We start from the raw sequence: 24,349 nt of genomic DNA, 5'->3' as shown, positions 1-24,349 counted from the left end.
TTAGCCGCCCCAACTTGATTTTTTGCCACCACCCCAGCTTGACTTAGCGGAAGCAACTGACCCAAAGCCGCCACGAGAAACGGTACGAGAAACGGTTGGCTTGGGTTTCAATGTAGATGGGTTAACTTTATAAGAACGTTGGCCAGATTTACCGATAACTTGACCATCCGCCGTCATGATTCGATCTTTATATGAGCCACTTTTAGAGTAATGATAAACGGGGTTATAGCGATTGCTTCTGCCGCTGTCTAATAAATTACTGACTAAAAAACCCGCCATAAATGGGGTGAAAAAGCTGCCTTGGCTAGAGCGATTGCATTGATCGTAACCGAATTCGGCTTCGCAAGCGGCTTGAGAGTTGTATTTTGGTCCGGTGCGTTCCGCTTCTTGTAGGGCTTGCTGATAAGCCACTTCGCACTGAGCTTGCGTCATGGTGGTGCTAGCGGTGCAATCTTCGACTGATGACACCATTTTCACTTCTTCTTCCGAAGAACTGCACGCCGCTAAAGTAATGGATGCAACGGCCAAAGTAAGAGGACGCATTAGCGGAGAAGCCGGTTTCACTTTCCGCATACTGTCAAGATTTATGGATTTACTTCTTTTCACAGTCTACTCCTTAGTAAGCCATGCAAGCCGCGTTAAGCAGACCAACAGAAACACTGGTTGCCGCTAACATAATGCCCGCACTGACTTCGTTCGCAATAATACGAGTGACTATTTTTGGCATAAAGATAAAGCGTACAACAAAGAAGGCTAGGGATTGAGCGACCAATGCGACTAGACCCCAAATGGCAAAATCTAATAAAGATACAGAGTTACTGGCCGCGCCGGCTAAAGCGATAGAAAAACCAATAATAGCGCCACCGAAACCAATAGCCGCCGCGGTGTTTTTATCTTCCTTGATAAGCTGCCATTCATCATGTGGTGTCAAAAAGCTATAAATCACTTTAAAAATAATGACAAATACTAAGGCTAAACCAAAGTAAATACTGAAATTAATTACACTGGAAAAAAGGTCTTGCTGCACCATGAGGAATCCTTATTGAATCTAAAATGTTCAAACTTTGAAAAATCTACCTATTTAAAGAATTGAATAGGTAGGCTGTTTTGTTAACACCAAACTACCAGCTGGTATTAACCGTGAATATCAATTTGTGCTGGTGTAAGTGTAATGCCCGTACTTATAACAAAACAACGACTTAAACCACTTTCACTTTCCGTTTCTTCTGCCGATAAGAATAAAGACTCGGTGCGACCATCCGCAATGTCTCGCTCAAACAACATGGTGAATTGGTCTGTCGTTGAGGTGTCACCTTCATCATCATAAGTCTTTTCTTGGATATATACAGGATTATGATACTCACTGGCTGAGGTCCACACGCGATGGTATGCTAGTCCCTCTAATTCATAGGTCTGGGTGCCTATTTTCTTATTCAGTAAGTTATCCCAAACAAACTGGTTTGGTACATCTTGAGTATCGTAAAAATGAAACAGTTTCACATCGACCACATCTTCGTCGGCTTTACCACCTTCGCAGATCACTTGTAGAAAAGCATCGTCATCTGTGTAAAAGCGGAACATCCAAGTTCCATCTAATTCAGCTAAGCCAACCGCTTTAATAATATACGTGGATGCCGCCCCTTTAGTGGTTAACTGATCTTCGATCATACGCATCAAAAGAGAATCAATTTCAAAACTACCACCTAAGCGAAGCCCCATTATAGAAGGCGCGGTGGCTTTTGGCTCTTGGGCCTTTTTTTTACTAAAGAATGAAGAAAACATGTTATCCCTACTCTTGGTTCTAAATTTATCACTATTATGGGCGAATTCTTGATGTTAGCAAACGCTTTCAACAATCGACTGACTAAAGTACCAATAAAAATGGCCGCTTTATAAAAGCAGCCATTTTAAAGGGTCTTGTTAACATCATCTTGTAAAAAAAGTTTACTGAGCTTTTTTTGCCGCCAAGATTTGCGCTAACTTATCGCTGCCGCTTGGCTGACTGCCGCCAGATTTGATACCCGCCGCCTTTAATTTTGCATCAAGATCAGAGCCGTTCTCTTCATTGGCTAATTCTTCCGCCACTTCAAGTTCAGCACTGCGTTGTTGCTGCTTCTCTTTAATGCGATCAAGACTGCTCAAGGCCGTTTTAACTTTACTGTTTGCTCCCATGTGACGAGTTGAAACCGCTACTTGAGCCTTTTGAACAGACTCAGTGGCCTTTACCTGTTCAATTTGCTGCTCCATACGACGAACATTGGTCTTTGCTTTTGATATATTGGCTTTCAGTGTTTTTTCAGAAGATTGAAAACTCGCAAGAATGCTTTGCTCTGTTTCCAATGTGGCTTCCAATTCACCAACCTTATCAGCACACTCTAAAGCTAACGCATCGTCCCCTTTTTCACTGGCGGCAATCGCATGATTGGTATAGGTTTCAATATCGGCATTCAAAGAGTCAACTTTGCCTTGGGCAAGCTTCCGCTTCGCCATGATACGCGTAAGACTTTCATCGCACGCTTGCAGTTCTTGTTTTGCTTCACGCATTTCTTGATCCAAAATACGAATTGCTTGGGTATCAGCCACGGCTTCTACACCCTCATTTGCCGCACCTCGTAGTGCTGTCCATAATTTTTTTAAGCTCATACTGCTACCTCAACATTTAAATAATCACTGTATAGATCAAGAAACTCAGGCACATTGTTAAAAAGAGTTTCAATTTCTTCTAATACCACGCTGTCTTTGCTGTCGGTAGATAACGCACCGAAAGCCACATAATATTCATCGTCGCCTATCTTATTAATGCCGATAGTCGTTAAAGGAACAAGTTGATGACTGCGAAGAATCAACTCATTTAAGGTGTTTTTATCTTTTACACTTGCCGCTGAGAACAACGCCGTCTCAACAATCATTTGCTGATTACCCACATATACAAAGACATCAACACCTTCATCATTTGAAATAGTTAGGCATTCACCTTCTGACTCTACAACCCAATTAGATTGAGCTTCAATCAGTGTTAATAAAGTATCTTTGTTCCAAGACATATTGTTTTCCTTATTTAAAATAACATATGAGCGTGTAACATAAGTCACAAATATAGCACTATAAGAGACTATGTCAAACATAAATTATATACGTTGCCATAATTCACATGGGTAGGTAATATAAACAGAGCGTTTTAAATGAGTACGATTTCAACCAAACTCTCATCAAATAGTAGCATCGTATGGACAGAAGTATGAACCAAGATCAAAGTATTAAAAACCGCCAGGCACTGTCTCCTTATAAGTTAGCCATCACTCGCTATATCCGATCGTCATTGGCTCTAAAGGGATTAAAATATGATGACTTAAGTGACGCACTTAATAATAAAGGCATAGTGATGACGCCTGAAAACCTTCGTAGCAAAACTCATAAGGGCATGTTTTCAGCGGATCTATTTGCGGCAATTATTGATGTCCTTGAACTTGAGGAAGACGCGTTACGAGATATTTTAAAGCAGACCCACAATGTTTAAGCGATTTATACCACCAGAAATACTTTGGTTTGTTATTACCCTATGGGCCGTTTTCCTAATAGACACCCTACTCATTGGTATTAATTTTAATTACTTTGGCATTCGGCCTAGAAATATAGAAGGGCTAATGGGTATTTTATTATCGCCTTTTTTACACGCGAGCCTTTATCACTTGTTATCTAACTCAATGGCGATACTGATTTTAGGAAGTTTGCTGAAAACCGCCATTGGCCCCAGTAAACTTCGCTTAGTTATGATATTTGGAGCCATCGGCTCTGGAGTCGGTGTTTGGCTATTGGCATCAAACGCTTTAGTGGTAGGTGCCTCAGGGATGGTATTCGCCTTTTTAGGGTACCTTTTTGCGGATGCGCTGTTTAATCCCAGTTTACGCAGTTGGCTATTTGCCATTCTCTCTTTCTTTGCTTATGGCAGCGCTTTATTTTCACTGGTAAGCTTTTTACCTCATATCTCTTGGTCAGCACATTTTTGGGGATTCACTACGGGCATTTTACTGTCCTATTTTATTGGCAGAAAACGCCCATAATGGAAACTATATCAAGCTACTTGCTGTGATTTAGTTGGTAATAATGAATTATCCAACACCTGAACCTTTTCCAAGGACTGTTTTAAATCCGCAATTAAATCGTCAGAATTTTCCAGTCCAACAGAGATACGAATTAAACTATCACTGATACCGGCATCCAGTCGCTCTTCTTGTGTGTATGGAGAATGAGTCATGCTAGCAGGATGCTGAATTAATGATTCGGCATCGCCAAGGCTTACCGCAATTGAAAACAGTTGCATACGGTTAATAAATTCGGCACCACCCTCAAGATCGGTATTTAACTCAAATGAAATAATCCCTCCAGCGGCTTGCATTTGTGTGCCAATAAATCGATTCCCTTCATGGCTCTTTAGCCCTGGATAATGCACTTTGTCAACGTACGGACTGCCCTCTAAAAACTCAGCAATCGCTTGAGCATTTTTACAATGCCTCTCCATCCGAACAGGCAGCGTTTTAATGCCGCGAATTATCAACCAGGCATCATGTGGGCTCATCGTCGCCCCAATGTCTTTTAGCACCGTCATTTTAATATTGTTGATCATTTCAGAAGTACCGCAAATAATCCCTGCCACGACGTCCCCATGACCATTTAGATATTTCGTTGCACTATGAACCACAATATCAATACCGTATTTTCCTGGTTGTTGCAGTACAGGTGTTAAAAAAGTGTTATCCACCACAGAAATTAATTTATGTTTTTTAGCCATAGCGCCAATGGCTTCTAAATCAAAAACGACTAGATTAGGGTTAACAGGCGTTTCTAAAAAAATCAGTTTAGTATTACTTTGCACGTAAGACTCGATATTGCTTGGCTCTGTCATATCAACAAAACTCACTTCAATACCGAAACGGGTCAACATATGACTTATTAGAGCATAAGAGCAGCCATATATGGCTTTAGAGGCAATCATGTGATCACCACACTGTAAATTAGCCAATAACGCCCCTGATACAGCGCCCATGCCGGTGGCTGTTGCTGCCGCATCTTCCATTTTCTCCAATGTCGCTACTCGCATTTCCAACTGTCGTGTTGTTGGATTACCCAAACGACTGTATATATAACCTTCAGCGTCGCCAGCAAAACGATCTGCGCCTTGTTGAGCATTATCAAACATAAAAGTAGATGTTTGATAAAGCGGTGTTGCAAGAGAACCAAACTGCTCATCATTAATACGACCAGCGTGAATCGCTTGTGTCTCAATATGCTTGCTGTGTTCCATGATAGTAATCCTTAATACAAAGTAGACATGCGTTTTCAGTAAACTGGCTCTTTAACAAGACGAGCCATTCACTCACATTACGTATGTCTGAATAATTATTATTTTATGGTTAACGATTACAGGAACAGCAATTTATCGGCCAATTTATTATTTTCCTTTGAAATCATAACGTTAAGAAAAAATCATTCAAACACAGATAAAAGCACATTGAAAATGTCATGTTTTTATTACAAAAAATTCAAGTTCAAGCAAAATTCATTATTTTTCAAACGCCAAATACATTATAAATAAGATAATTTGTTGACTAATTTTGCGAAATTTAGGATAAAAAAACAAAAAATAGCTATTTAGGAGCAAGTGTAATAAATTAATGACAAGTCACTCAATTATTACATTCCTAGTATGAAACTATAAAAAGATCTTTATGCGTATTATCATCGAGTCAAATGATCGCATTGGCATTAGCCAAGAAATCCTGCAAATTTTTGCTCAACGAGCTTGGAACATTCGTTCGACAGAAGTCATCACCGGCTTCACCTACGTTCATCTCGAAGATGAGAACTTACTGTTTGACGATGTAAAACAAAGCCTGCTGGTTATAAGGGGCATTATTCAATGTAGAGAAATTGATTTAATGCCTTCAGAAAGCCGAGAAAATCACTTACAGACGTTATTGGATCGCATCCCTAACCCAATTATTGATATCGATGAATCTGGCCATATTCTAGCGATAAACAAGTCCACAAAATCTTTACTATCCAATCTGACCGAAAAGATTGAAGGGCAACCCATTAATCGCTTCATAGACCAAGACGTTAACACCCTGCTAACGGATAAAGTTACTAGCTGCAGTTTACTGTTTCACAATCAAGCTTACCTTGCTGAAATACATCCGGTCGTGGCGTATGGATTAACTACTGGCATCGTGATTACCCTGACAAGCATGGGGAGCTTGGGCAGGGAATTATCGATTTTGCAATCAAAGAAGAATCAGGGTATCGACTGCATTATTGGTGAATGTGAAAAAATCCAACTATTAAAACAACAAACTATTCGCTTTGCTGAACTGGATTTACCCGTTTTAATTAATGGAGAAACAGGCACAGGTAAAGAATTAATCGCCCGCGCTCTGCATCAATCAAGTCAATACAATAAAGCCGCCTTTCTTGCTATTAACTGCGCAACGCTTCCTGAGCACTTGCTAGAGAGTGAGCTTTTTGGCTATGCGGCCGGGGCATTCACAGGCGCTCAAAAAGGTGGTAAACCTGGTTTATTTGAATTAGCTGACGGTGGGACCTTATTTCTTGATGAAGTAGCCGAAATGTCTGTTTATTTACAAGCAAAACTTTTACGTTTCTTACAAGATTTTACTTTTCGTCGAGTTGGAGGTAACCGAGAAGTTAAAGTAAAAGTCCGAATCATCAGCGCCACTCATCAAGATTTACCGTCATTAATCGAGCAGAAACGGTTTAGGGAAGATTTATACTATCGACTTAACGTTCTGAACCTGACTTTACCTCCCCTAAGAGAGCGTAAGGACGACATACCTTTATTAGCTCAACATTTCATTCAAAATGCCGCCCATCAAGTTAACCAAACAATGCCATCAATAACAGTAGGCGCATTAGCCCTATTACAAAATCACAGATGGCCGGGCAACATTAGGCAGTTGCAAAATACCCTATTTAGGATTGTTGCTCTCAATTCGGGAGAAAGTATTGACCCCTCCCACATCAAACTCCATTTAAACCTAACGTGCGAGATTTCCGCTAGTGAAAACCCTGAACCGGATAATAACCAAATTAATGCAGGCTTCATCGATTCGTCTGACAAAAAAACCAAAACATTAGCCTCTGTAGAAGCAGACGTTCTGGATTGGCAGAGTGCTCAGGCTCGATTTGAACGGGAGTTACTACAAGCATTGTACCCACTTTATCCGAGTACCCGAAAATTGGCTCAGCGTCTAAATGTCTCTCACAATAAAATTGCCATGAAGTTAAAAGAGCATGGGATCATTAAATAAAATTTCGTTATTCCCTATCGTTAACTCACTGAAAAACAGGGTTAGCAAGAAGAGAAAGCAAAGTTCTTCATCTAATAAGTACTCTGAAAAGGAGGGGCTGAATCGTCGATTTTTATGTCTTCTTTAAATTTCCTAGCGCATTCATCAAAACAGTTTAATTAAATGGTTAAGCCATATCCCAGGCCTAACCAACTAATTTAGCCAATTTTTGTTCCATCTTTCGATAACCTAGCGATTCCATTAGATGATGATGAGCTACTTTATCCTCTTTTGATAAATCAGCCATATTACTAACTGCAATTGAGCTTTTCAGAATATTAAGGTTATCAGTTCAACTTGAGCTAATGCGCCCCAGAAAGTCTATTAGTCCCACTCAACGTTAAACTTCGTGATAATGTGCCGTATTTGTGATTCATCAAGCATTTTGGGCGATAGCCCTCTCATCATTATGGCCAACTTAGCCGTTTCTTCTAACTCTTCAATAGCATACACGGCCGCTTCAAGATCTTTCCCTGCTACCACTGGGCCATGGTTAGCAAGCATCACTGCAGATCGTTTTCCGGCCAGTCCACGAATTGCATCACCGGTTTTAGAATCACCAGGAATAAAATAAGGCAAGAGCTTCACCTTACCTAGCTTCATGATGGAATATGGCGTTAATGGTGGTAAAAAATTGTCTTCATCTACATCAGGCATCATAGACAAGGCAACAGAACAAGTTCCATGTAAATGCACTATAGCATTAGCACTTGACCTAGTTGAGTAAAAAGCATCATGTAAGGACATTTCTTTGGTTGGTTGATGGCCATTAATAAGTTGACCATTTTTATCCAACCTGCTCAATATAGCCGGATCAAGTCGCCCAAAACAACTCCCTGTAGGAGTCACCAGTAACCCTCCATCCTCAGTTCTTACAGAGATATTACCTGACGACCCACATGTTAAGCCTCTATCGAATAAAGATTTTGCCATGATACAAATTTGTTCACGTTGTTTGTTCTCTACTGTGCTCATTGCATCACCTCTAAGGCTTTTTCAAAGAATAATTCATCACCAAAATTACCAGATTTTAGAGCCACCAATTTAGGGGAATCACCAACCATTTCAGCAAGTGGAACACCTGGAGCAATGCTACTACCAATTTTTAACATTTTGGGATTAAGCGCTTTAACAACAGCGCCTGAAGTTTCACCACCAGCCACAATAAATTTCGTCACACCTCTTTCATCAAGAGAAGAGACCAACTCCGCCATAAAGTTTTCAATCAATTCGCTGGCCTCTCTCGCACCAAGTTGCTCCTGAGCAAATCGGATGTTTTCAGGTGTGTCTGTGGCGTAAAACATTAAGGCTCCAACATTACGGTTCTTTTCAAACCAGGCAAGAGCATTTGCTACAGAACTCTTTCCAGACTTAAGATCAAGGGGAGAAATTTTCATAGACAAGAAACTTTCTTTAAATCGCGCTACTTGTTTTTGCGTCATCACCGAACAGCTGCCCGATAAAACCACAACGTCACCTTTTACGTTACTAAGTTGTGCCGAGTTGTGACGAATTTCAAACAAACCTTTATCAACAAAGTTTTTGGCAAGGCCAACTGATAATCCTGAACCACCTGTTAATAACTTAAGATTAGCGCAGGCTTCACCAATTGTGTGCAAATCATCATTAGATAAAGCATCAACCACCGCGTATCGATGCATTTTGGCTAACTCTAAGAGGGCTTTTTTCACATTTTTGGCCCCTTGTGAAACAACCTCAAAAGGCACCAGACCAACATCCCCAGATGACTGCGACGCCATAACACGCATTAAATTTGCATCTTTCATAGGAGTTAAAGGATGATTACGCATACCGCTTTCGCTGAGTAACTCATCGTTCACAAACAAATTACCTTTGTATACAGTACGACCATTGACAGGTAATGAAGGGCAAAGCACAGTGAAGTTTTCTTGCAAATTATCCAGCAAAGCATCGGTCACAGGACCAATGTTGCCCTTGGCAGTGGAGTCAAACGTCGAACAATATTTAAAATAATACTGTTCACAGTTAAGTACTTTTAACCATTCAAGTGCCTCAATAGATTGGGCAATCGCTTGTTGAGATGGAAGTGTTCGTGATTTCAACGCAATCACTACAGCATCCACATTAGATAAATCAACAAAGTCTGTTGGGGTCCCGATTAATTGAACCGTTCTCATGCCTGATTGAACTAAAAAACTTGCTAAATCTGTCGCACCAGTGAAATCGTCTGCAATGCAACCTAATAAAACGCTCACTATAAACTCCTTACTTATAAATAGCCCTAACGAGAGTAGGAAAACCTAATTCAGTTTGTTCCACGCTTGGACTTCTTTTTTTGCAACCATACAGGCCGTTTTATCACTAAAATTATTAAAGTGATCTGTGGCTAAGTGCACGTCAAAGCTAGATTTTGTACTATAAATTTCATATAGGAAAAAAGGCACCGTTATTCCGTCCCCTTCCCCTATTACGACATCAAAAGTGTGACACTCGCTTTCTTGTTTTAATGAATCCTCTGCCTGTTTTTTCACCAGTGTAGAAAATTCTTCCATGTTTTCTTGATATACAGAAAATACCACCGTAATTACATACACCGGAAGACCTCACCTATAAGTAGTAAAAATGTTCCTTCGTGAAAAGGAACCAAAAGTGAAACAAGCTGCATCTACTTCTTCTAAATGAACTCGTTTCACATATCCTGTTGCGCTTATTATTTTTTAAATAATGAGATCAGAGACTTTTTACAGCTTTCGTAAAGTGGCATCTTCATCATGACAATTAAAACAATAATAGTAATTAATGTTATGGATATAGGACGCTCAATAAATGGCATCAAGCTACCTTCTGACACCATTAATGCTCGGCGTAAATTTTCATCCGCCATTGGCCCAAGAATCACACCGATCACTAGTGGAGAAATTGGATATTTCATTTCATCTAAGAAGTAGGCAAATACACCAACAATGACCATAAGATATAGATTAAAGATATTTAAACCCAATGCGTAAGACCCCAAAATACACATCAAAGTCACGACAGGAAGGAAAATGGATGCTGGTATTTGTAAAACCTTAACCACTTGCTTTGCCAAGAACATACCATTTAGCCACATGGCGACTGAACACAATACAAGAATGGCGGTAACTTCTATTAAGAAGTCAGGGTTTTCTATTACAATCATAGGCCCAGGTGTAATACCATGAAGCATCAACGCACCCAACAACATGGCGGCTGGTGGACTCCCAGGAATCCCTAGGGTTAACAAAGGTATCAATGCACCACCAATACAAGCATTATTAGCTGTTTCAGAAGCGATTATTCCTTGAGGCTCACCAGTACCAAATGTTTCAGGATGTTTAGACGTATTCTTCGCGGCACCGTAAGATACCCAACCCGCAATATCTTCACCAATTCCAGGAACAGCACCAATACCGATACCTATCATCGAAGAACGAGTGATGTTTATGCGATTTTTAAAGAGCGTTTTCCATTCAGGTAAAATACGCCCAAATTGTTTCATTACGCCTAAACTTTCTTTATTACGTAATGCCTTAATTACTTGAGGAATACCAAACGCACCGATTAGCACCGGGACTACTTCTAGCCCCTGATCAAGGTCGGGCATATCGAACGTGAAGCGGGGGAAAAACTGTAACGGATCACGGCCAATAGTGGACAATCCTAGTCCTATTAAACCAGCAATCCACCCTTTTATAACTAAATCAGGGCTTGTCAATGTACCACTGATCAGAATGCCAAACAAAGCTAACAAGAAGAATTCAAAAGAGGTAAATTGCAACGCCATTTTTGCTACTGTCGGAGCCGCAATGACAAGAACCAAAATGCCTAATAACGTACCTATCAGCGAAGCCGTTGTAGTTAAGCCCAATGCGCGACCTCCCTCACCTTTTTGGGCCAAAGGAAAACCGTCTAATGCTGTCGCTGCAGCGGCCGCAGTTCCTGGAATATTTATTAAAATCGAAGGATAAGATCCACCATAGATAGCACCAACATACAAACCTAATAAAGCAATGAGTGCAGTACTAACATCCATGCCGTAAGTCAAAGTCGTTAATAGTGCCACTCCCAAAGTAGCCGTAAGGCCAGGTAATGCCCCAAAAATGATGCCGCAGAATGAGGCCCCCATCAGAATCAGTAAGTTTGCTGGTGATGACAAAAGGGATAATAAGGTGCTACCAAATACGCTAAAAGAAGCTAATATATCCATTACATTTCTCTCCACACATCACGAACAACATATTTGATATCAACCATTGGATTAATGACAATACCTTCCGTAGGTAGAGGAACAAGCATTCCTAAGCGAAACACGGGACAAACAACTAAAGTAACTATGAGAGCTGTTTTCCAGCTGATTCTCCATACTTTCAATTGATTAAACTGTTTAGCCCATTTGTATAAAGTAATAACCATGACACAAATAAACACCAATGTAGCCCAATCAAACAGCAGTCGTGTTTCATCTGTTAACTCAGTACTGAAAGTCACTGTCGCCAACAATCCACATACTAAAGTCCAGATTACAAAAATACGTTTTTGAAATATTGCACGATCTGAGTAAAATGCAAAAATAAAAACAAAGAGAAAAATAAATGAAGACAAAGCAAAATCAACTAATGGAACAAAACCGTAAACTTGCCCAGCGATTAAAGAGACTAAAACATAAAAACGCCACCAACTCGCCGTACTTTCTTTCGCCGTTGCTGTTAAAGCATTCTGTTTAATAAAAATTATGCTCTTAATCATCAACACAAGGCCACACAAAAAAAGAACAGAAGAAATAATAATGGGAAAAAGAGCAGGAGATACGTACCAGACGTTTTGCACTCCAGCATAATTACCTGTCAATGGAAAGCTTAGGCTTTCTATTATCGCGAAAGTAGAAACAATCATTAATACTAATGCTGTTTTCATATCCGCACGACGTAAAGCCATTAGATCTTCAGGCTGCATACAACCACCTCTAGACGTCCCAAAATAGGACGGTTTGACACAAAGAAAAGAGGAATGCAGGCACATTCCTCTATTATTTAAACGGTATTATTTTAGATCGGAGACTTTAGGAATACCTAATTCAGAAGGTACAACCTTCGCTGCCCCAAGGTCATATAGTGTCCAAGAGAATAAAGACTCTAAGAAAGCAAATTCTTTACTTGCTTCTTTGCCGCTTAGACCAGATAACACATAAAAGTTATCTTCAGCCCATTTGTGAATTACAGGGCTTGCCATAGCCTCTTGGAATGCTTTGGTTAACTTTTCTTTCACACTATCTGGAGCTTTTTGACTTACAGCCAAGCCAATTGCCTGCATAATTGGCAAGTGTTTTTCAAGGCTAGGAAACGCAGTAAACGCAGAAGGGATTGTTCCATAACCATCCAGCTTCTGATCATTTTCAACCAACATAGCTAATGGTTTTAACTGTCCGCCTTTTATTAATTGTTGCTGTTCAGCAAGAGAAGTAATTACCAACTCAACTTCCCCCGTCATTGCTGCGGTTTGAGCTGGAGCAGAGCCAGGATAAGGAATGTAGTTAAATTCAGCGCCCGTGCCGTTCATAAGGGCCAATAAATTCAAATGGTGAATCGAACCTGCCCCCCCAGCACTCGCTTTGATAGAGCGCGGGTTCTGTTTCACATCTGCTATCAACTCTTCTAAAGAGGTGTATTTGGAATTCGCAGATACAGAAATTAAGTCTGGAGAGCCCCCAACAATGAATGGATACCAAACGTTCATTTTTTGGTTCCACCCGCCTTGTACTGCAGAGCCGACAACCGATTCAGATAAACCAACTAACGTGTAACCATCTGCTTTTTTCTTATTTACATAGCTCATACCTAACGAACCAGCAACACCTCCAGGGCGATTGGTTACGTTGATATTCACATCCAAAGACTTGGCCATTTCAGCGGAAATCATACGATTAACAACATCCGTACCTCCACCAGCAGACCAAACAACTACGTTTGTTATATCCCGCTCTGGATAACGGTCAGCAGCTAAAGCGCTGGTTGCTAGCGTTGTTGCTATAAAACCCGCAGCTAATGTTGTAATGAGTTTTTGCATGTTCATCTCCAATTGTTTTTTATTGTTATCGTTAAATAGAAACACCCTTCCTACCCCTTTCAAGGTAGGATCGAATTTAATTTATACATTAATAAATTTATTTTGCAATATTTTTTCAAACTCGTTATTGTGATTCAATCTTCAAAACCATATTAAAATAAAAAGTGAGGATTAATAATGCACTCTTTAGATCAAATCGTTTTTCTTGGGGAAAATCTTAAGCGCCCTGAATGCGTACTAACAAATGCAGATAATAGAATATTTACTTCTAATTGGGACGGTGGTGTTAGCGTTATAGAACCAGATGGTTACCAATGGTCTCTTCTAGCGAAAAATAGTGATTTTGAGCTAAAACCTAATGGCATTTGCCTGTTAGAAAATGGCGATTTTTTAATCGCTCATCTTGGAAATGAAGAAGGTGGAGTATACTGCTTAAAGCAAAATGGAGAGCTATCTCCCTTTTTGTTAGATGTTGATGGCAAACCATTACCTCCAACTAACTACGTCCATTTAGACTTTCAAGGAAGAGTTTGGATCACTGTAAGCACACGAACTCAACCAAGAGCTGATGCCTACCGATCTGATGTTTGCAATGGCTTTGTCATACTTTTTGATGGTGATAAAGCACGCATAGTCGCAGATAATTTAGGTTATACAAACGAATGTATTGCTTCGCCAGACGGAAATTTTTTATTCGTTAATGAAACATTTTCTCGACGCCTTACACGGTTTAATATTGCAGAAAATGGTGACCTTTCAAATAAAACTACTATCGCAACATTTGAAGAAGGTGTTTTTCCTGATGGTTTGGTGCTTGATGCTGAAGAAAATTTTTGGATTACCAGTATCATTAGTAACCAAGTTATTAGAGTCTCTAAAGACGGTAAAAAACAAGAAACCATGCTCATTGATGTAGATCCCCAGCACTTAGAATGGGTCGAAAAAGCCTTTCAAAGTCATAGCATGGGTAGACCTCACCTAGACAACGTAAAAAGTATTCTTTTACAAAATATATCAAGCTTGGCTTTTGGAGGCGACGATTTAAAAAACCTTTATTTTGGATGTTTGCTTGGGCACCAAATAGCCTCTTTAAAACAATCTATAAAAGGATTAGCACCAAGTCACTGGAATTTTAAAGGCCCTAAAAGACTCTCTAATAAGGTGTAAATTCCATAATAGACAAAAATTCCAATCTGTAGCAACGATGCAGGATTGGCAAACATGAACCATAACTTAAAAAATCACTCAGCTGCCGCACACTATAAATTAAAGCAGTGAACTGAATTAAGTAGCCGAGGAGACTCAAGTGCAAAAAAAGAAACTTCGTGTGGTAACCGTTGGAACAGGCTATTTTAGCCAGTTCCACTATGACGCTTGGCATCGGATGGATGATGTAGAAATCATAGCGCTTTACAATCGTAGCAACACTGGAGCAGTTGAAACTGCAAAAAAATATTCTATTCCAAATATCTATACTAACTATATTGAAATGTTAGACTCTGAAACGCCGGATCTTATAGATATTATCACTCCACCAGAAACACATACTGATTTTGTTACTGCTGCAATTGAGAGAGGCATACCTTGCATCTGTCAAAAACCATTTACTCCGACATTTATTCAAGCTGAAAAGTTAGCTCAAAAAATTGAAGAAAATAAGACCTTGGTTGTAATTCATGAAAACTTCCGATTTCAGCCTTGGTATCAGGAAATAAAAAAACTTTTACAAACCGAACAGTTTGGCCAACTATACCAAGCTACGTTTATGATGAGACCAGGTGATGGACAAGGCAAAGAAGCATATTTAGAAAGGCAGCCTTATTTCCAACAAATGGAACGGTTTTTAGTTCATGAAACAGCCATTCACTGGGTTGATGTATTTCGCTATCTCTTGGGTGAAGTAAAAAGTATTTACGCAGATTTAATGAAACGTAACCCAGTAATTAAAGGAGAAGATTCCGGCATCATTTTATTTGAATTTGAAGATCAGGTTCGAGCAACATTTGATGGCAATCGTTTAGCGGATCATGCCGCTGTGAATACACGTGTAACTATGGGTGAAATGCTCATTGAAGGGAGTAAAGCTTGCCTAAAGCTAGAAGGCAGTGGCAAAATAAGCATACGTCAAAAAGGTGAAAGTTATTGGACGCCTCATAATTACAATTACACAACAAACAATTTCGGTGGTGATTGTGTCTATACTCTTCAAAGACATGTTGCAGATCATTTACTATATGGTTTAGAACTTCATAATAGCGCTCAACAATATATCCAGAATTTGAGAATTGAAGAGTGTATTTATCGTTCAGCACAGCTAAAACAGAAATTAGATTTATTTTAGAGCATAAAACTTAAGAATCGAGCAGTATTAATGGCCATAAAAAATTTAAAAAACAAAGAGTCATTATCAGATAAAGCTTATCGACAGTTAAAAGCTAAAATTCTAGATAATGAGCTACATGCTGGAAAACAAATGATAGAAGCTGAAGTTTCCGAATTACTAAGCATGAGCAGAACACCAACACGCGAAGCGATGTTAAGAATAGCTAATGAAGGACTAATAGAGTTAATACCTAGACATGGCATGCGCATCAAACCTATATCGATAATTGATATGCAGGAAATATACGAAATTCTTACTGGAGTTGAAGCCACAGCAGCTGCGCTCTGCGCTAAAAAAGGCCTAACAGATGATCAGATATCCTTGATGAGAGATGCAGTGGATGAAATGGACAAAGCTTTACTACAAGATGACTTAAAGCTATGGGCTAGCTCTGATGAGCGCTTTCATCGCTATTTAGTAGAATTTAGCAATAACAAACGCTTAAATATTTTAGTAGGTAATTTTATTGAACAATCTCATCGAGCAAGAATGATGACGTTAAAATTTCGACCAAAACCAACAAATTCTAACAAAGATCATTTGGATTTAATATTAGCCATTGAAGCTCGTGACGCAGAGAAAGCACGATTGATACATCATAATCATCGTGATGCAAGTGGTCATATGCTTATAGATCTTTTGAAAAAATATGGTTTAGATAACATTTGAAATTTATAAAAATCATAAGAATTAATTCAACCCCTCATTCTAAAATAAAAGAATGGGGAATTTACATCTCTAAGTGATAAATATAATTTTCAACAAATATTTTCCAACCATTTTCAACTAAAAATAAATATTAAAAATGGAACAGTAAATACAGAAAAAATCGTTGTAACTAATACCGCTGCAGATACTTGTTGAGGAATTGTCTTATGCTCTTCAGCTATAACACTCAATACTGCAGCACAAGGCATAGCAGCACCTAATGTCGCCGCAATAATCCATTCTGATTTGACCGATAATAGATTCATAAATATGTAAACCACAAGTGGCATAACAATCAACTTAACCGTTGAAATATAAGCCGCAGCAATTGGCTTGCTACTAATTTTCCTACCATAAATGGCTGTCCCCACGATAAACATTGCACAAGGACCAGCAGCACTTCCCAAAAAACTAAGACCATCAATTATATTACTTGGTAAAGTCATCTGAAAAATTGATAAAATAAACGCTACCACTATAGATAAAATAAGAGGATTTAAGAAAGATCTTGATAAAGTTTTTAAAAGAGTCATATTACTCTTTTCAGTATTTGAATTGAATTTTAGTAAAAACGTTGATACCGGTAATAAAATGAGCAAATCTAATGTTAGCATTAATGCAAGAGGGACAGAGACCCACTCACCAAGACTTAAGGAAAGCACAGGAATAGCAAGGAATCCAATATTCCCGTAAACACCACCTAGGCCAAGCATGACGCTAAATTTTATATCCTTAGAAAAAACAAAATAAATAAATAAAACCGATATTAGCATCACTATAAAAAAAGAAATCAAATACGAAAATAAAAAACTAAATTCAATTAATTCATTGATTTTTGTTGTTCCAAGTTTCTCTAAAAGAACCGCTGGTAAAGCGACATACATAACAAAACGAGTTAAATATTTTATGCAAATATCACTATATGTAAATTTACTTTTAAATAAAAATCCAAGAGTAACTAAAAAAAACAAAGGAAGAACTTCCAATAAAACTTCAACCATTTATCACTATCCGATAAAATCTATTATAACTATTAATTTCATAATTAAAGCAGAAAATAAATAATAAAACCTTCCCTTTTCATCAATATAATAAGAGTAAATCGATCTTATTTTAAGATAAAAAGAAAAGATTTTACTTTACGTAACTTTTAATATTTATTAACAGGGCACTGAGCATCTCCAATCGTTCACGTAGTAGCGCTATAAAGATAATTTTTTGGCAACTAGCTCACTAATTTCACGTAGACCTGACGTACCACCTAATTCATATGGAAGTAAACTTCCGGTTTCATACGCAGACTCTACAGCAGATTCTAATTTTTTAGCCGCTTTAAGTAATTCGGGTGAACTCTCTTTGTCTGCCAAGTATTCTAGCATCATAACTCCTGATAGAATCATTGCTGTAGGGTTAGCCTTACCTTGACCCATAATATCTGGAGCGGATCCATGACATGGTTGAAACACTGCATGAGTGTCTCCAATTTCTCCAGAAGGAGCCATCCCCATACCGCCCATTAAACCAGCCGCAATATCGGATAAAATATCTCCATATTGATTCTCAGTAGGCATAACATCAAAGACCCAAGGACGACGAACCATATCTAATGCTGCAAAATCAACATATTGATGGTTTGAAGCCACATCAGAATGGTGTTCAGCAGCTTCATAAAACCATCGCCTTGCAACATGCTGTGAAGACAACACATTGGCTTTATCAATGTGAGTGACTAGATTGTGCCCTCGACCTTGTTCAGCACGACGTCTGGCTAGATTAAAGCTAAAATCATACAATTTTTTACTTGTGGTTTTAGATATGCGCATTAAGTTATGAGCATACTCATCATCATCCAACTCATGACCGCGCGCGAAAGCAAATAAGCCCTCCGTAGACTCTCGAACAATAACAAAGTCCAATGTTTTACTACGCACATCCACAAGTGGTAATGGCAACCCCGGTAAAGTACGACAAGGACGGACACCTGCATATAAGTTTAATCGTTTACGTAAGTCATGTTGCGGCCCTATTTCCGTCCCATCAGGGTAACGAATATTTGGATGACCCATTGCAGACAAAAAAATAGCATCTGCTTTTACAGCTTCGTTATAATGATCTTCTGGGAATGATTCGCCAGTATCTGCATAATACTGAGCACCAGCATCTATGTGTTGAAAATGGATATCAACCCCCTGCTGTCGAGCCGCTTCTTTAACTAATTCAACTGCAGGTGGAGTTACCTCAGTTCCAATTCCGTCTCCAGGCATTACAGCGACTGTAAGTTTTTTCATTAAATTCTCCATTTATTCTTATATTATTTACCAATAAAACCATTACAAATTCGTATATCAAATATCACATCCAGCAGAACATATGTCAATGTATACATTAAAAAATTTCTTTTTAAATTTTTTGAATGGTTGTGTGGAGAAATATGCAAGTGAGCACCCTCCTAGCATGAGACTGAAAGCGTGTCACAAATGAAAGAAAAAATAAATTATCATTTAAAATCAATAGATTATGATGATTTTATTCACACAACTTTAATCAAAAGCGTTTGCTTTTGTGTTAATTTAGTTATCTGTCTTCACTATCATCAGTGCAAAGAAATTTCACTGTACAACGAAGGGTTGTCCTGTATTGCTGCTAACACTTTCGCAGTTAGGCCTGCGGGGGTTCTCCGTCCATTTTCCCAGCTCTTAATTGTATCAACGCCAGTGCCTAGTGCTTTTGCAAACTCCTGTTACGTTACACTTAAGTCAGTTCCAATAAGCTTTATATCTGCCAGTTCATGGCGAGTTACTCGTGCAGGAGATATAGTAGTAACACCATGATCCTTTGACCTTGATATAAGTCTCATCTATTCGCCACGAAACAGACGTTATTATCCAGTAACTTGGTAAACTTTACGACACAACCCGCAGCCATTGAAAATATTAAAAAATAACGCTGGATAGCTGCCATATGCCAAAAGTTAGTAGTAACGCGCCGGCACCTTGGTTTATTTTCTGCATAATGTGGGCGTTAATTTTGTGTCTAATTACCGATACGCCACCTGCGAGCAGAAGCCACCAAATAGCTGAACCGAGAAACACACCAACCACCATTGTGATTGCATTATCGTAGTTTAATCCGCGCGTACTAAGTGCCGAAAAAACAGCAACAAAAGAAAGTATGGTTAATGGGTTTGCCAGGGTCAGTAACAGCGTTGATAAAAATGATTTAAAGTAACTGCGATTCGCACTTATGGTAGAGCTTTGTGCCTGTGACTTTTCCTTTAATAGTTTTACACCTATCCAAATTAAAAATGTTGCGCCAAAAATACTTAAAGGGGTCGCCGCAGACGTAAAAAACTGGGTGAGAGTGGTGAGACCAAGCGCTCCAATTATACCGTAGACACCATCGGCCGTGGCGGCGCCTAGGCCGCATACAAAACCAGCTTTTGGTCCGTCAGTTAAGGTGCGCTGCATACACAACAGTCCAATCGGGCCGACAGGAGCGGCAATTGAAAGGCCGATAATAGCCGCTTTTAATAAGAGTAAGTAGTCCAAAATAGTCTCCAGTATTTGTTTATCTAATTGTGATTAAAAAAATTGTGTTTAAACGATTAAATAACGCGAATATCATTAGATAATCTGCTGACTATTTTACTGAGATTAGAATTTTGGTGAATAACTTAATTATGGAAAAAATCTAAAATAAGCTAAACTATTAAGGTTATTTAAAAAAAGGCCTTAATTATGAATGTAGATGCAATATCATGGAAAATTTTAAGTGTGGTGCAAAATGATGGTCGCATATCACTGAAAACACTTGCTGGTAAAGTTGGGCTGTCTCTACCAGCTACGTCTGAGCGATTAAAACGGTTAGAAGAGGCGGGGATATTACAAGGATATTGCGCTCGTGTTGATCACGAGGCCATTGGTTATGGGGTAATGGCAGTCATTGGTATGACAACCGCACAACCAGATAAATTACGCTTTATTAGACGATTGCAGGAGATGCCGGAAGTTTTAGAATGCTTACATGTCACTGGACAAGATTCATACCTTATACGTGTTATTACCACTAGTTTAAAACACTTAGAAGAGTTTGTTGGTACTATCAATGTATTCGGTGAAACCCGAACTTCTATCGTAATGTCTCATCCCATTAAACAGCGTGCTATATCATCGCCTGACGACTTAAATTTGCTTAATTAAAATAGCATAAACCACCAGTGATCGGTTTATTTTTTATTCTGTAAGTTATTGATTTTACGTTGTTGACAATACGATACTCGCTAATTTTCCAGCCGAGCAGCATGAATGATAAACTTTAAAGGGACTCATTATCCGGATAAACGTTATCCATTATGCCGTCTTTTTCTACACAAGCCACCTCTCCGAACGGAATACATCAAAGCCAGTATTAGAGCAAAAGTAGAACACCCGTTTCGGGTCATAAAGCGACAGTTTGGTTTTAGAAAAGTGATCTATCGTGGCTTAGAGAAAAATGATAACAAACTGGCGATGCTTTTTCCTAGCGCATTCATCGAAACAGTTTAATTAAATGGTTAAGCCATATCCCAGGCCTAACCAACTAATTTAGCCAATTTTTGTTCCATCTTTCGATAACCTAGCGATTCCATTAGATGATGACGAGCTACTTTATCCTCTTTTGATAAATCAGCCAGTGTCAAAGCCACCTTCAAGACCCTATGATACGCTCTGGCGGATAATTTTAACTTCTCTAAGGCCTGCTGCATAAAATGCTTGTCCGCTTCAGACAAATTACAAATCGACTCCAATTCCCGACCTGAAAGTTGTGCATTTTGACAACCTTGCCTAGCCCTCTGGCGAGCAACGGCTTGCTCTACCCTTTCTTTTACCGCGGCACTCGATTCGCCCTGCTCTTGTGCATTCACCAAAATATCGGACGGTAAAGGAGGCACTTCCACATGTAAATCTATTCTGTCTAAAAACGGCGCTGAGAGTTTACTGAGGTATTTTTTTGTTGCTTGAGATTGGTAATAATCTTCTTCACCTGAATAGGCTTCATTACTGGCATTCATTGCTGCCACCAGTAAAAACCGTGCAGGATATGTCATTTGGCTACGCGCCCTTGAAAGATGAATTTCACCATTTTCTAAAGGCTCTCTTAACACCTCCAATACTTTACGGTCAAATTCTGGAAGCTCATCAAGAAACAACACACCACAATGCGCCAACGAAATCTCACCTGGCTTTGGAATTGAGCCGCCGCCAACTAAAGCCGCCGCCGAACTGCTGTGATGAGGCGATCTGAATGGACGTTGTCGCCAATACCAGTCAACGCCCATTTTTCGTCCAGAAATAGACTGTACCGATGCCACAGCAAGCGACTCCGGTTCGGTCATTGATGGCATAATACTGGGTAACCGTGACGCCAACATGGTTTTACCTGTTCCAGGAGGACCGATAAACAATAAGTTATGACCACCAGCCGCCGCCACTTCTAAGGCTCTTCTAGCCAAAGGTTGCCCCTTTACGTCGGCCATGTCTTTATAATTAACCTTTAAAGACTCTTCCATCAAAGCTTGGCATGACGAAAGTTTAGTAATCCCCAAAAGAAACGCTGTCACTTGGGTGAGATGCTGCGCGCACAAATGATCCGCTTCGACTAAAGCCGCTTCTCCTTGGTTTTCTTGTGGTAACACCAGTTGCCTCGACGCCTTCGCACACGCCACGGCAGAAGGTAAAAGTCCAGATACAGGTCTAATCGCTCCGGCTAATGATAACTCACCAATAAACTCAAACTTATCTAAATCCACTTCACCCAATTGGCCCGAAGCGTACAAAATACTGATCGCAATGGCCAAATCAAAACGTCCACCTTCTTTAGGTAAGTCAGCAGGTGCAAGATTAATCGTAATACGTTGTGTGGGGTAATCAAATTGACTATTAATAATAGCGCTGCGCACACGGTCTTTTGCTTCACGCACCGCCGCTTCGGGAAGCCCCACTATGTTTAACGCAGGCAACCCACCTGATATATGTGTTTCTACCGTCACTAATGGGGAGTCAATGCCGACACGGGCACGGCAATATAAAGTCGCTAAACTCATGATCACTCCTTGATCGAATACTTGTTTAGATTGATTGTGATTGAAGATTAATTGCTGCTATAACTCACTCATGATGCCATTGAACCAAAACACGCCTGTCTTCGTATAGAGATGAATAAATCATGTTAAACATAACCCAAAAAATAGTGGATTGGACACAATGATTAGAATTAACCCAAATAAGCTGTACCTTAGCAAATGGACAGCCGTAACACCAAAAAATAAGGAAAAGCACTTTATTGTGGTGAAACTGGTTAAAGATGAAAATGAAGCCATCGTGCAATGCATTTTAGAATCCGTTTTTAGTAAGCGTCAGTTCATTCTTGATTGGCAAGACCTTAAGCAAGAAGCTCACTGGTTAATGGGTTGGAAGTAAAGCGCCCCTTTAACCATCGAACATCTATAGCCTTTCATTACGGGTTTAAAATAAAAGTGGTGTCGATACTGTTTGTCGGCAGAAACGATCAAAGTACCGCTAAATTACACCCCCAAATTTCATTTTTTCATTCTACTTTTGTAAAGGTTATCAATATGATCCCCATTTTTGACTAGATCACTGGCTATAAATCGAATAACTTCACGGTCAATTTCAGACGAATGCTCTAATATTGAGCTAATGGAAAAGATTGACTCATGCTCCCATTTATCACTTAAGTATGGGATGAAGAATGTGGCTCTAGCAAGATATTCTGGAAGGCACCTATCCTCGCGAATTTTATCTGAGTCTACACTTACTATTACTCTCTCGGGACGGGTATCAAACAGATCAATGATGGCTACGTTTTGTTTATGGTCCAACCATACCAAGCAAGTTTGATTATAATCAAAATTATCAACCTGATAAGGAGGTAAAAAACCAGATAAACCCTCATGTTTTTTTGAGAACAAAACATTTATTGTGCTTTTATTTTTAGATATTGAGTAGATGTCTAAAGCGGCAATCTTTTCAATACTTTCCACAGACCTTAGAAATATTTTTTCCTCCCTCAGCTCTCCTGTAAAAAAAATACCGACTGGATAATTCCATTTTAAGAAATGTTTTCGTCCCCCAAAAGCCTTCTCCTCTATGAAAAAGTCAACAGCATTGAATTTTTCATTTACATCATCAGAATTAGCCATACTAGAAATAAAAATTAACAATAATAAAAAGATAAAATGAATCATTATTTCCCCTGTAAACTAGCCTAACACCACATGATGTTAGGCTGTTTTCATTACTTATAGGTTGTTGTAGAACAAGACTGAATTCCAGCAGGAGTCATAGTCCCAGCACAAATTGTAACTGAGGTTGAACCGTCACTGTTCACGCATGTCTGAACACTATTACCGCCTTGACCAGCGTAGAGACATGATGATGTTGTGGTAGAGCTTGTTGATGAAGACATATATCCATCTTTCCCTGAAATACTATAGTCTGGAGTGTAACCCCAACCAGCCTCTTTCATAGCTGACGCATAATCATGTTGAGCCATTGATACACCACCACCACCACCACCACCACCACCACCACCACCACCACCACCACCACCAAATGCCATACCCATTAGTGTATTAACTCCAATGATATTGGCCTGTTTATATATACGTGACATAATCAATACTCCTTTATTGTGTGTTTAATTCACATTTAAAAAGTGACTCTCATATAGAGGTCACTTGCTTGTAATAGGAGCGCTTCTACTCCTATCGAATCGTTAATTCCTTTTAATATCCACTAATCGAAGACTTTTTTTATAATTACTGTCT

General features: G+C 39.3%; 27 protein-coding genes and 2 pseudogenes. 9 read left to right on the top strand and 20 right to left on the bottom strand.

Going from position 1 to position 24,349, the window contains the following annotated elements; all coding sequences use genetic code 11:
• From IEZ33_RS03370 to IEZ33_RS03350, 5 genes are all read right to left on the bottom strand, one after another.
• Complete coding sequence (locus IEZ33_RS03370) at window positions 1-606, bottom strand: DUF1190 domain-containing protein (RefSeq protein WP_191602318.1); 606 nt, start codon at window positions 604-606, stop codon at window positions 1-3.
• Between the two features lie 10 nt (window positions 607-616).
• Window positions 617-1,030, bottom strand: a complete 414-nt coding sequence (locus IEZ33_RS03365) for a DUF350 domain-containing protein (RefSeq protein WP_191602317.1) — start codon at window positions 1,028-1,030, stop codon at window positions 617-619.
• A 104-nt stretch (window positions 1,031-1,134) separates the two neighbouring features.
• Window positions 1,135-1,782 carry a YjfK family protein gene (locus tag IEZ33_RS03360; protein WP_191602316.1) on the bottom strand — a complete coding sequence of 216 codons (648 nt, stop codon included), beginning with the start codon at window positions 1,780-1,782 and terminating at the stop codon, window positions 1,135-1,137.
• A 162-nt stretch (window positions 1,783-1,944) separates the two neighbouring features.
• Window positions 1,945-2,643 (bottom strand): PspA/IM30 family protein, encoded by a 699-nt coding sequence (locus IEZ33_RS03355; protein ID WP_191602315.1) that lies wholly within the window; start codon window positions 2,641-2,643, stop codon window positions 1,945-1,947.
• Entirely contained in the window at window positions 2,640-3,044 is a 405-nt protein-coding gene (locus IEZ33_RS03350) for a DUF2170 family protein (protein ID WP_191602314.1), read from the bottom strand. Before IEZ33_RS03350 ends, IEZ33_RS03355 begins: the two co-directional genes overlap by 4 nt.
• Window positions 3,045-3,238: 194 nt before the next feature.
• Here IEZ33_RS03350 and IEZ33_RS03345 point away from each other — a divergent pair, with 194 nt between their 5' ends.
• Together IEZ33_RS03345 and IEZ33_RS03340 are read left to right on the top strand one after the other, a co-directional pair.
• The gene (locus IEZ33_RS03345) at window positions 3,239-3,517 is read left to right on the top strand and encodes a DUF6471 domain-containing protein (protein WP_191602313.1); all 279 of its coding nucleotides are present in this window, start codon (window positions 3,239-3,241) and stop codon (window positions 3,515-3,517) included.
• A complete protein-coding gene (locus IEZ33_RS03340; protein WP_191602312.1) occupies window positions 3,510-4,061 on the top strand; it encodes a rhomboid family intramembrane serine protease in 552 nt (183 codons plus the stop codon). Before IEZ33_RS03345 ends, IEZ33_RS03340 begins: the two co-directional genes overlap by 8 nt.
• An 11-nt stretch (window positions 4,062-4,072) precedes the next feature.
• On the opposite strand, the gene IEZ33_RS03335 is transcribed toward IEZ33_RS03340, so the two are convergent.
• Entirely contained in the window at window positions 4,073-5,302 is a 1,230-nt protein-coding gene (locus IEZ33_RS03335) for a trans-sulfuration enzyme family protein (RefSeq protein ID WP_191602311.1), read from the bottom strand.
• 424 nt (window positions 5,303-5,726) lie between these two features.
• On the opposite strand from IEZ33_RS03335, the gene IEZ33_RS03330 reads away from it, so the two are divergent.
• Window positions 5,727-7,325: a sigma 54-interacting transcriptional regulator gene (locus tag IEZ33_RS03330; RefSeq protein ID WP_191602310.1), complete on the top strand. Its 1,599-nt coding sequence runs from the start codon at window positions 5,727-5,729 to the stop codon at window positions 7,323-7,325.
• A 363-nt stretch (window positions 7,326-7,688) separates the two neighbouring features.
• Here the strand turns inward: IEZ33_RS03330 and otnC are convergent, their stop codons facing one another.
• From otnC to IEZ33_RS03300, 6 genes are all read right to left on the bottom strand, one after another.
• Complete coding sequence (otnC, locus tag IEZ33_RS03325; protein WP_191602309.1) at window positions 7,689-8,339, bottom strand: 3-oxo-tetronate 4-phosphate decarboxylase; 651 nt, start codon at window positions 8,337-8,339, stop codon at window positions 7,689-7,691.
• Window positions 8,336-9,601, bottom strand: coding sequence for a 3-oxo-tetronate kinase (gene otnK, locus IEZ33_RS03320; RefSeq protein WP_191602308.1), 1,266 nt, complete (start codon window positions 9,599-9,601; stop codon window positions 8,336-8,338). Before otnK ends, otnC begins: the two co-directional genes overlap by 4 nt.
• Window positions 9,602-9,646: 45 nt before the next feature.
• Window positions 9,647-9,940, bottom strand: coding sequence for a putative quinol monooxygenase (locus IEZ33_RS03315; RefSeq protein ID WP_191602307.1), 294 nt, complete (start codon window positions 9,938-9,940; stop codon window positions 9,647-9,649).
• 116 nt (window positions 9,941-10,056) lie between these two features.
• Complete coding sequence (locus IEZ33_RS03310) at window positions 10,057-11,574, bottom strand: tripartite tricarboxylate transporter permease (protein ID WP_191602306.1); 1,518 nt, start codon at window positions 11,572-11,574, stop codon at window positions 10,057-10,059.
• Window positions 11,574-12,320 carry a tripartite tricarboxylate transporter TctB family protein gene (locus IEZ33_RS03305; protein ID WP_191602305.1) on the bottom strand — a complete coding sequence of 249 codons (747 nt, stop codon included), beginning with the start codon at window positions 12,318-12,320 and terminating at the stop codon, window positions 11,574-11,576. Before IEZ33_RS03305 ends, IEZ33_RS03310 begins: the two co-directional genes overlap by 1 nt.
• Window positions 12,321-12,407: 87 nt before the next feature.
• Window positions 12,408-13,430, bottom strand: coding sequence for a tripartite tricarboxylate transporter substrate binding protein (locus IEZ33_RS03300; protein ID WP_191602304.1), 1,023 nt, complete (start codon window positions 13,428-13,430; stop codon window positions 12,408-12,410).
• A gap of 177 nt (window positions 13,431-13,607) precedes the next feature.
• Here IEZ33_RS03300 and IEZ33_RS03295 point away from each other — a divergent pair, with 177 nt between their 5' ends.
• The 3 genes from IEZ33_RS03295 (at window position 13,608) to IEZ33_RS03285 (ending at window position 16,482) form a co-directional block, all read left to right on the top strand.
• Window positions 13,608-14,597 carry an SMP-30/gluconolactonase/LRE family protein gene (locus tag IEZ33_RS03295; RefSeq protein ID WP_191602303.1) on the top strand — a complete coding sequence of 330 codons (990 nt, stop codon included), beginning with the start codon at window positions 13,608-13,610 and terminating at the stop codon, window positions 14,595-14,597.
• Between the two features lie 139 nt (window positions 14,598-14,736).
• Window positions 14,737-15,771, top strand: coding sequence for a Gfo/Idh/MocA family protein (locus IEZ33_RS03290; RefSeq protein WP_191602302.1), 1,035 nt, complete (start codon window positions 14,737-14,739; stop codon window positions 15,769-15,771).
• A 30-nt stretch (window positions 15,772-15,801) separates the two neighbouring features.
• Window positions 15,802-16,482, top strand: a complete 681-nt coding sequence (locus tag IEZ33_RS03285) for a GntR family transcriptional regulator (RefSeq protein WP_191602301.1) — start codon at window positions 15,802-15,804, stop codon at window positions 16,480-16,482.
• A gap of 113 nt (window positions 16,483-16,595) precedes the next feature.
• Here IEZ33_RS03285 and IEZ33_RS03280 read toward each other — a convergent pair whose 3' ends face one another.
• The 5 genes and pseudogenes from IEZ33_RS03280 to IEZ33_RS03265 all read right to left on the bottom strand — a co-directional run bounded on the left by IEZ33_RS03280 (window position 16,596) and on the right by IEZ33_RS03265 (window position 20,069).
• Window positions 16,596-17,522: an AEC family transporter gene (locus IEZ33_RS03280; protein ID WP_191602300.1), complete on the bottom strand. Its 927-nt coding sequence runs from the start codon at window positions 17,520-17,522 to the stop codon at window positions 16,596-16,598.
• A gap of 201 nt (window positions 17,523-17,723) precedes the next feature.
• Window positions 17,724-18,809 (bottom strand): isocitrate/isopropylmalate dehydrogenase family protein, encoded by a 1,086-nt coding sequence (locus IEZ33_RS03275; protein ID WP_191602299.1) that lies wholly within the window; start codon window positions 18,807-18,809, stop codon window positions 17,724-17,726.
• 305 nt (window positions 18,810-19,114) lie between these two features.
• Window positions 19,115-19,249: pseudogene (locus tag IEZ33_RS20935) on the bottom strand (NadS family protein); the annotation flags it as partial.
• Window positions 19,250-19,307: 58 nt separating this feature from the next.
• A complete protein-coding gene (locus IEZ33_RS20965; protein ID WP_420844874.1) occupies window positions 19,308-19,403 on the bottom strand; it encodes a DDE-type integrase/transposase/recombinase in 96 nt (31 codons plus the stop codon).
• A 51-nt stretch (window positions 19,404-19,454) separates the two neighbouring features.
• Window positions 19,455-20,069, bottom strand: coding sequence for a LysE family translocator (locus tag IEZ33_RS03265; RefSeq protein ID WP_191602298.1), 615 nt, complete (start codon window positions 20,067-20,069; stop codon window positions 19,455-19,457).
• Window positions 20,070-20,258: 189 nt separating this feature from the next.
• On the opposite strand from IEZ33_RS03265, the gene IEZ33_RS03260 reads away from it, so the two are divergent.
• Window positions 20,259-20,720 carry an Lrp/AsnC family transcriptional regulator gene (locus tag IEZ33_RS03260; RefSeq protein WP_191602297.1) on the top strand — a complete coding sequence of 154 codons (462 nt, stop codon included), beginning with the start codon at window positions 20,259-20,261 and terminating at the stop codon, window positions 20,718-20,720.
• A 189-nt stretch (window positions 20,721-20,909) separates the two neighbouring features.
• Window positions 20,910-21,065, top strand: a pseudogene (locus tag IEZ33_RS03255) (transposase); the annotation flags it as partial.
• 26 nt (window positions 21,066-21,091) lie between these two features.
• On the opposite strand, the gene IEZ33_RS03250 reads toward IEZ33_RS03255, so the two are convergent.
• Complete coding sequence (locus IEZ33_RS03250) at window positions 21,092-22,603, bottom strand: YifB family Mg chelatase-like AAA ATPase (RefSeq protein ID WP_191602296.1); 1,512 nt, start codon at window positions 22,601-22,603, stop codon at window positions 21,092-21,094.
• Window positions 22,604-22,763: 160 nt separating this feature from the next.
• On the opposite strand from IEZ33_RS03250, the gene IEZ33_RS03245 reads away from it, so the two are divergent.
• Entirely contained in the window at window positions 22,764-22,979 is a 216-nt protein-coding gene (locus IEZ33_RS03245; protein WP_191602295.1) for a TIGR02450 family Trp-rich protein, read from the top strand.
• A 119-nt stretch (window positions 22,980-23,098) separates the two neighbouring features.
• Here the strand turns inward: IEZ33_RS03245 and IEZ33_RS03240 are convergent, their stop codons facing one another.
• Window positions 23,099-23,767, bottom strand: a complete 669-nt coding sequence (locus IEZ33_RS03240; protein WP_191602294.1) for a hypothetical protein — start codon at window positions 23,765-23,767, stop codon at window positions 23,099-23,101.
• Window positions 23,768-23,817: 50 nt separating this feature from the next.
• On the bottom strand, window positions 23,818-24,195 hold the full coding sequence (locus tag IEZ33_RS03235) for a hypothetical protein (RefSeq protein WP_191602293.1): 378 nt from the start codon (window positions 24,193-24,195) through the stop codon (window positions 23,818-23,820).
• Window positions 24,196-24,349: the final 154 nt, after the last annotated feature.

It is taken from the genome of Marinomonas algicola, from assembly GCF_014805825.1.
Taxonomy (GTDB): domain Bacteria; phylum Pseudomonadota; class Gammaproteobacteria; order Pseudomonadales; family Marinomonadaceae; genus Marinomonas; species Marinomonas algicola.
This window is presented reverse-complemented; position numbering and strand designations above follow the sequence as displayed.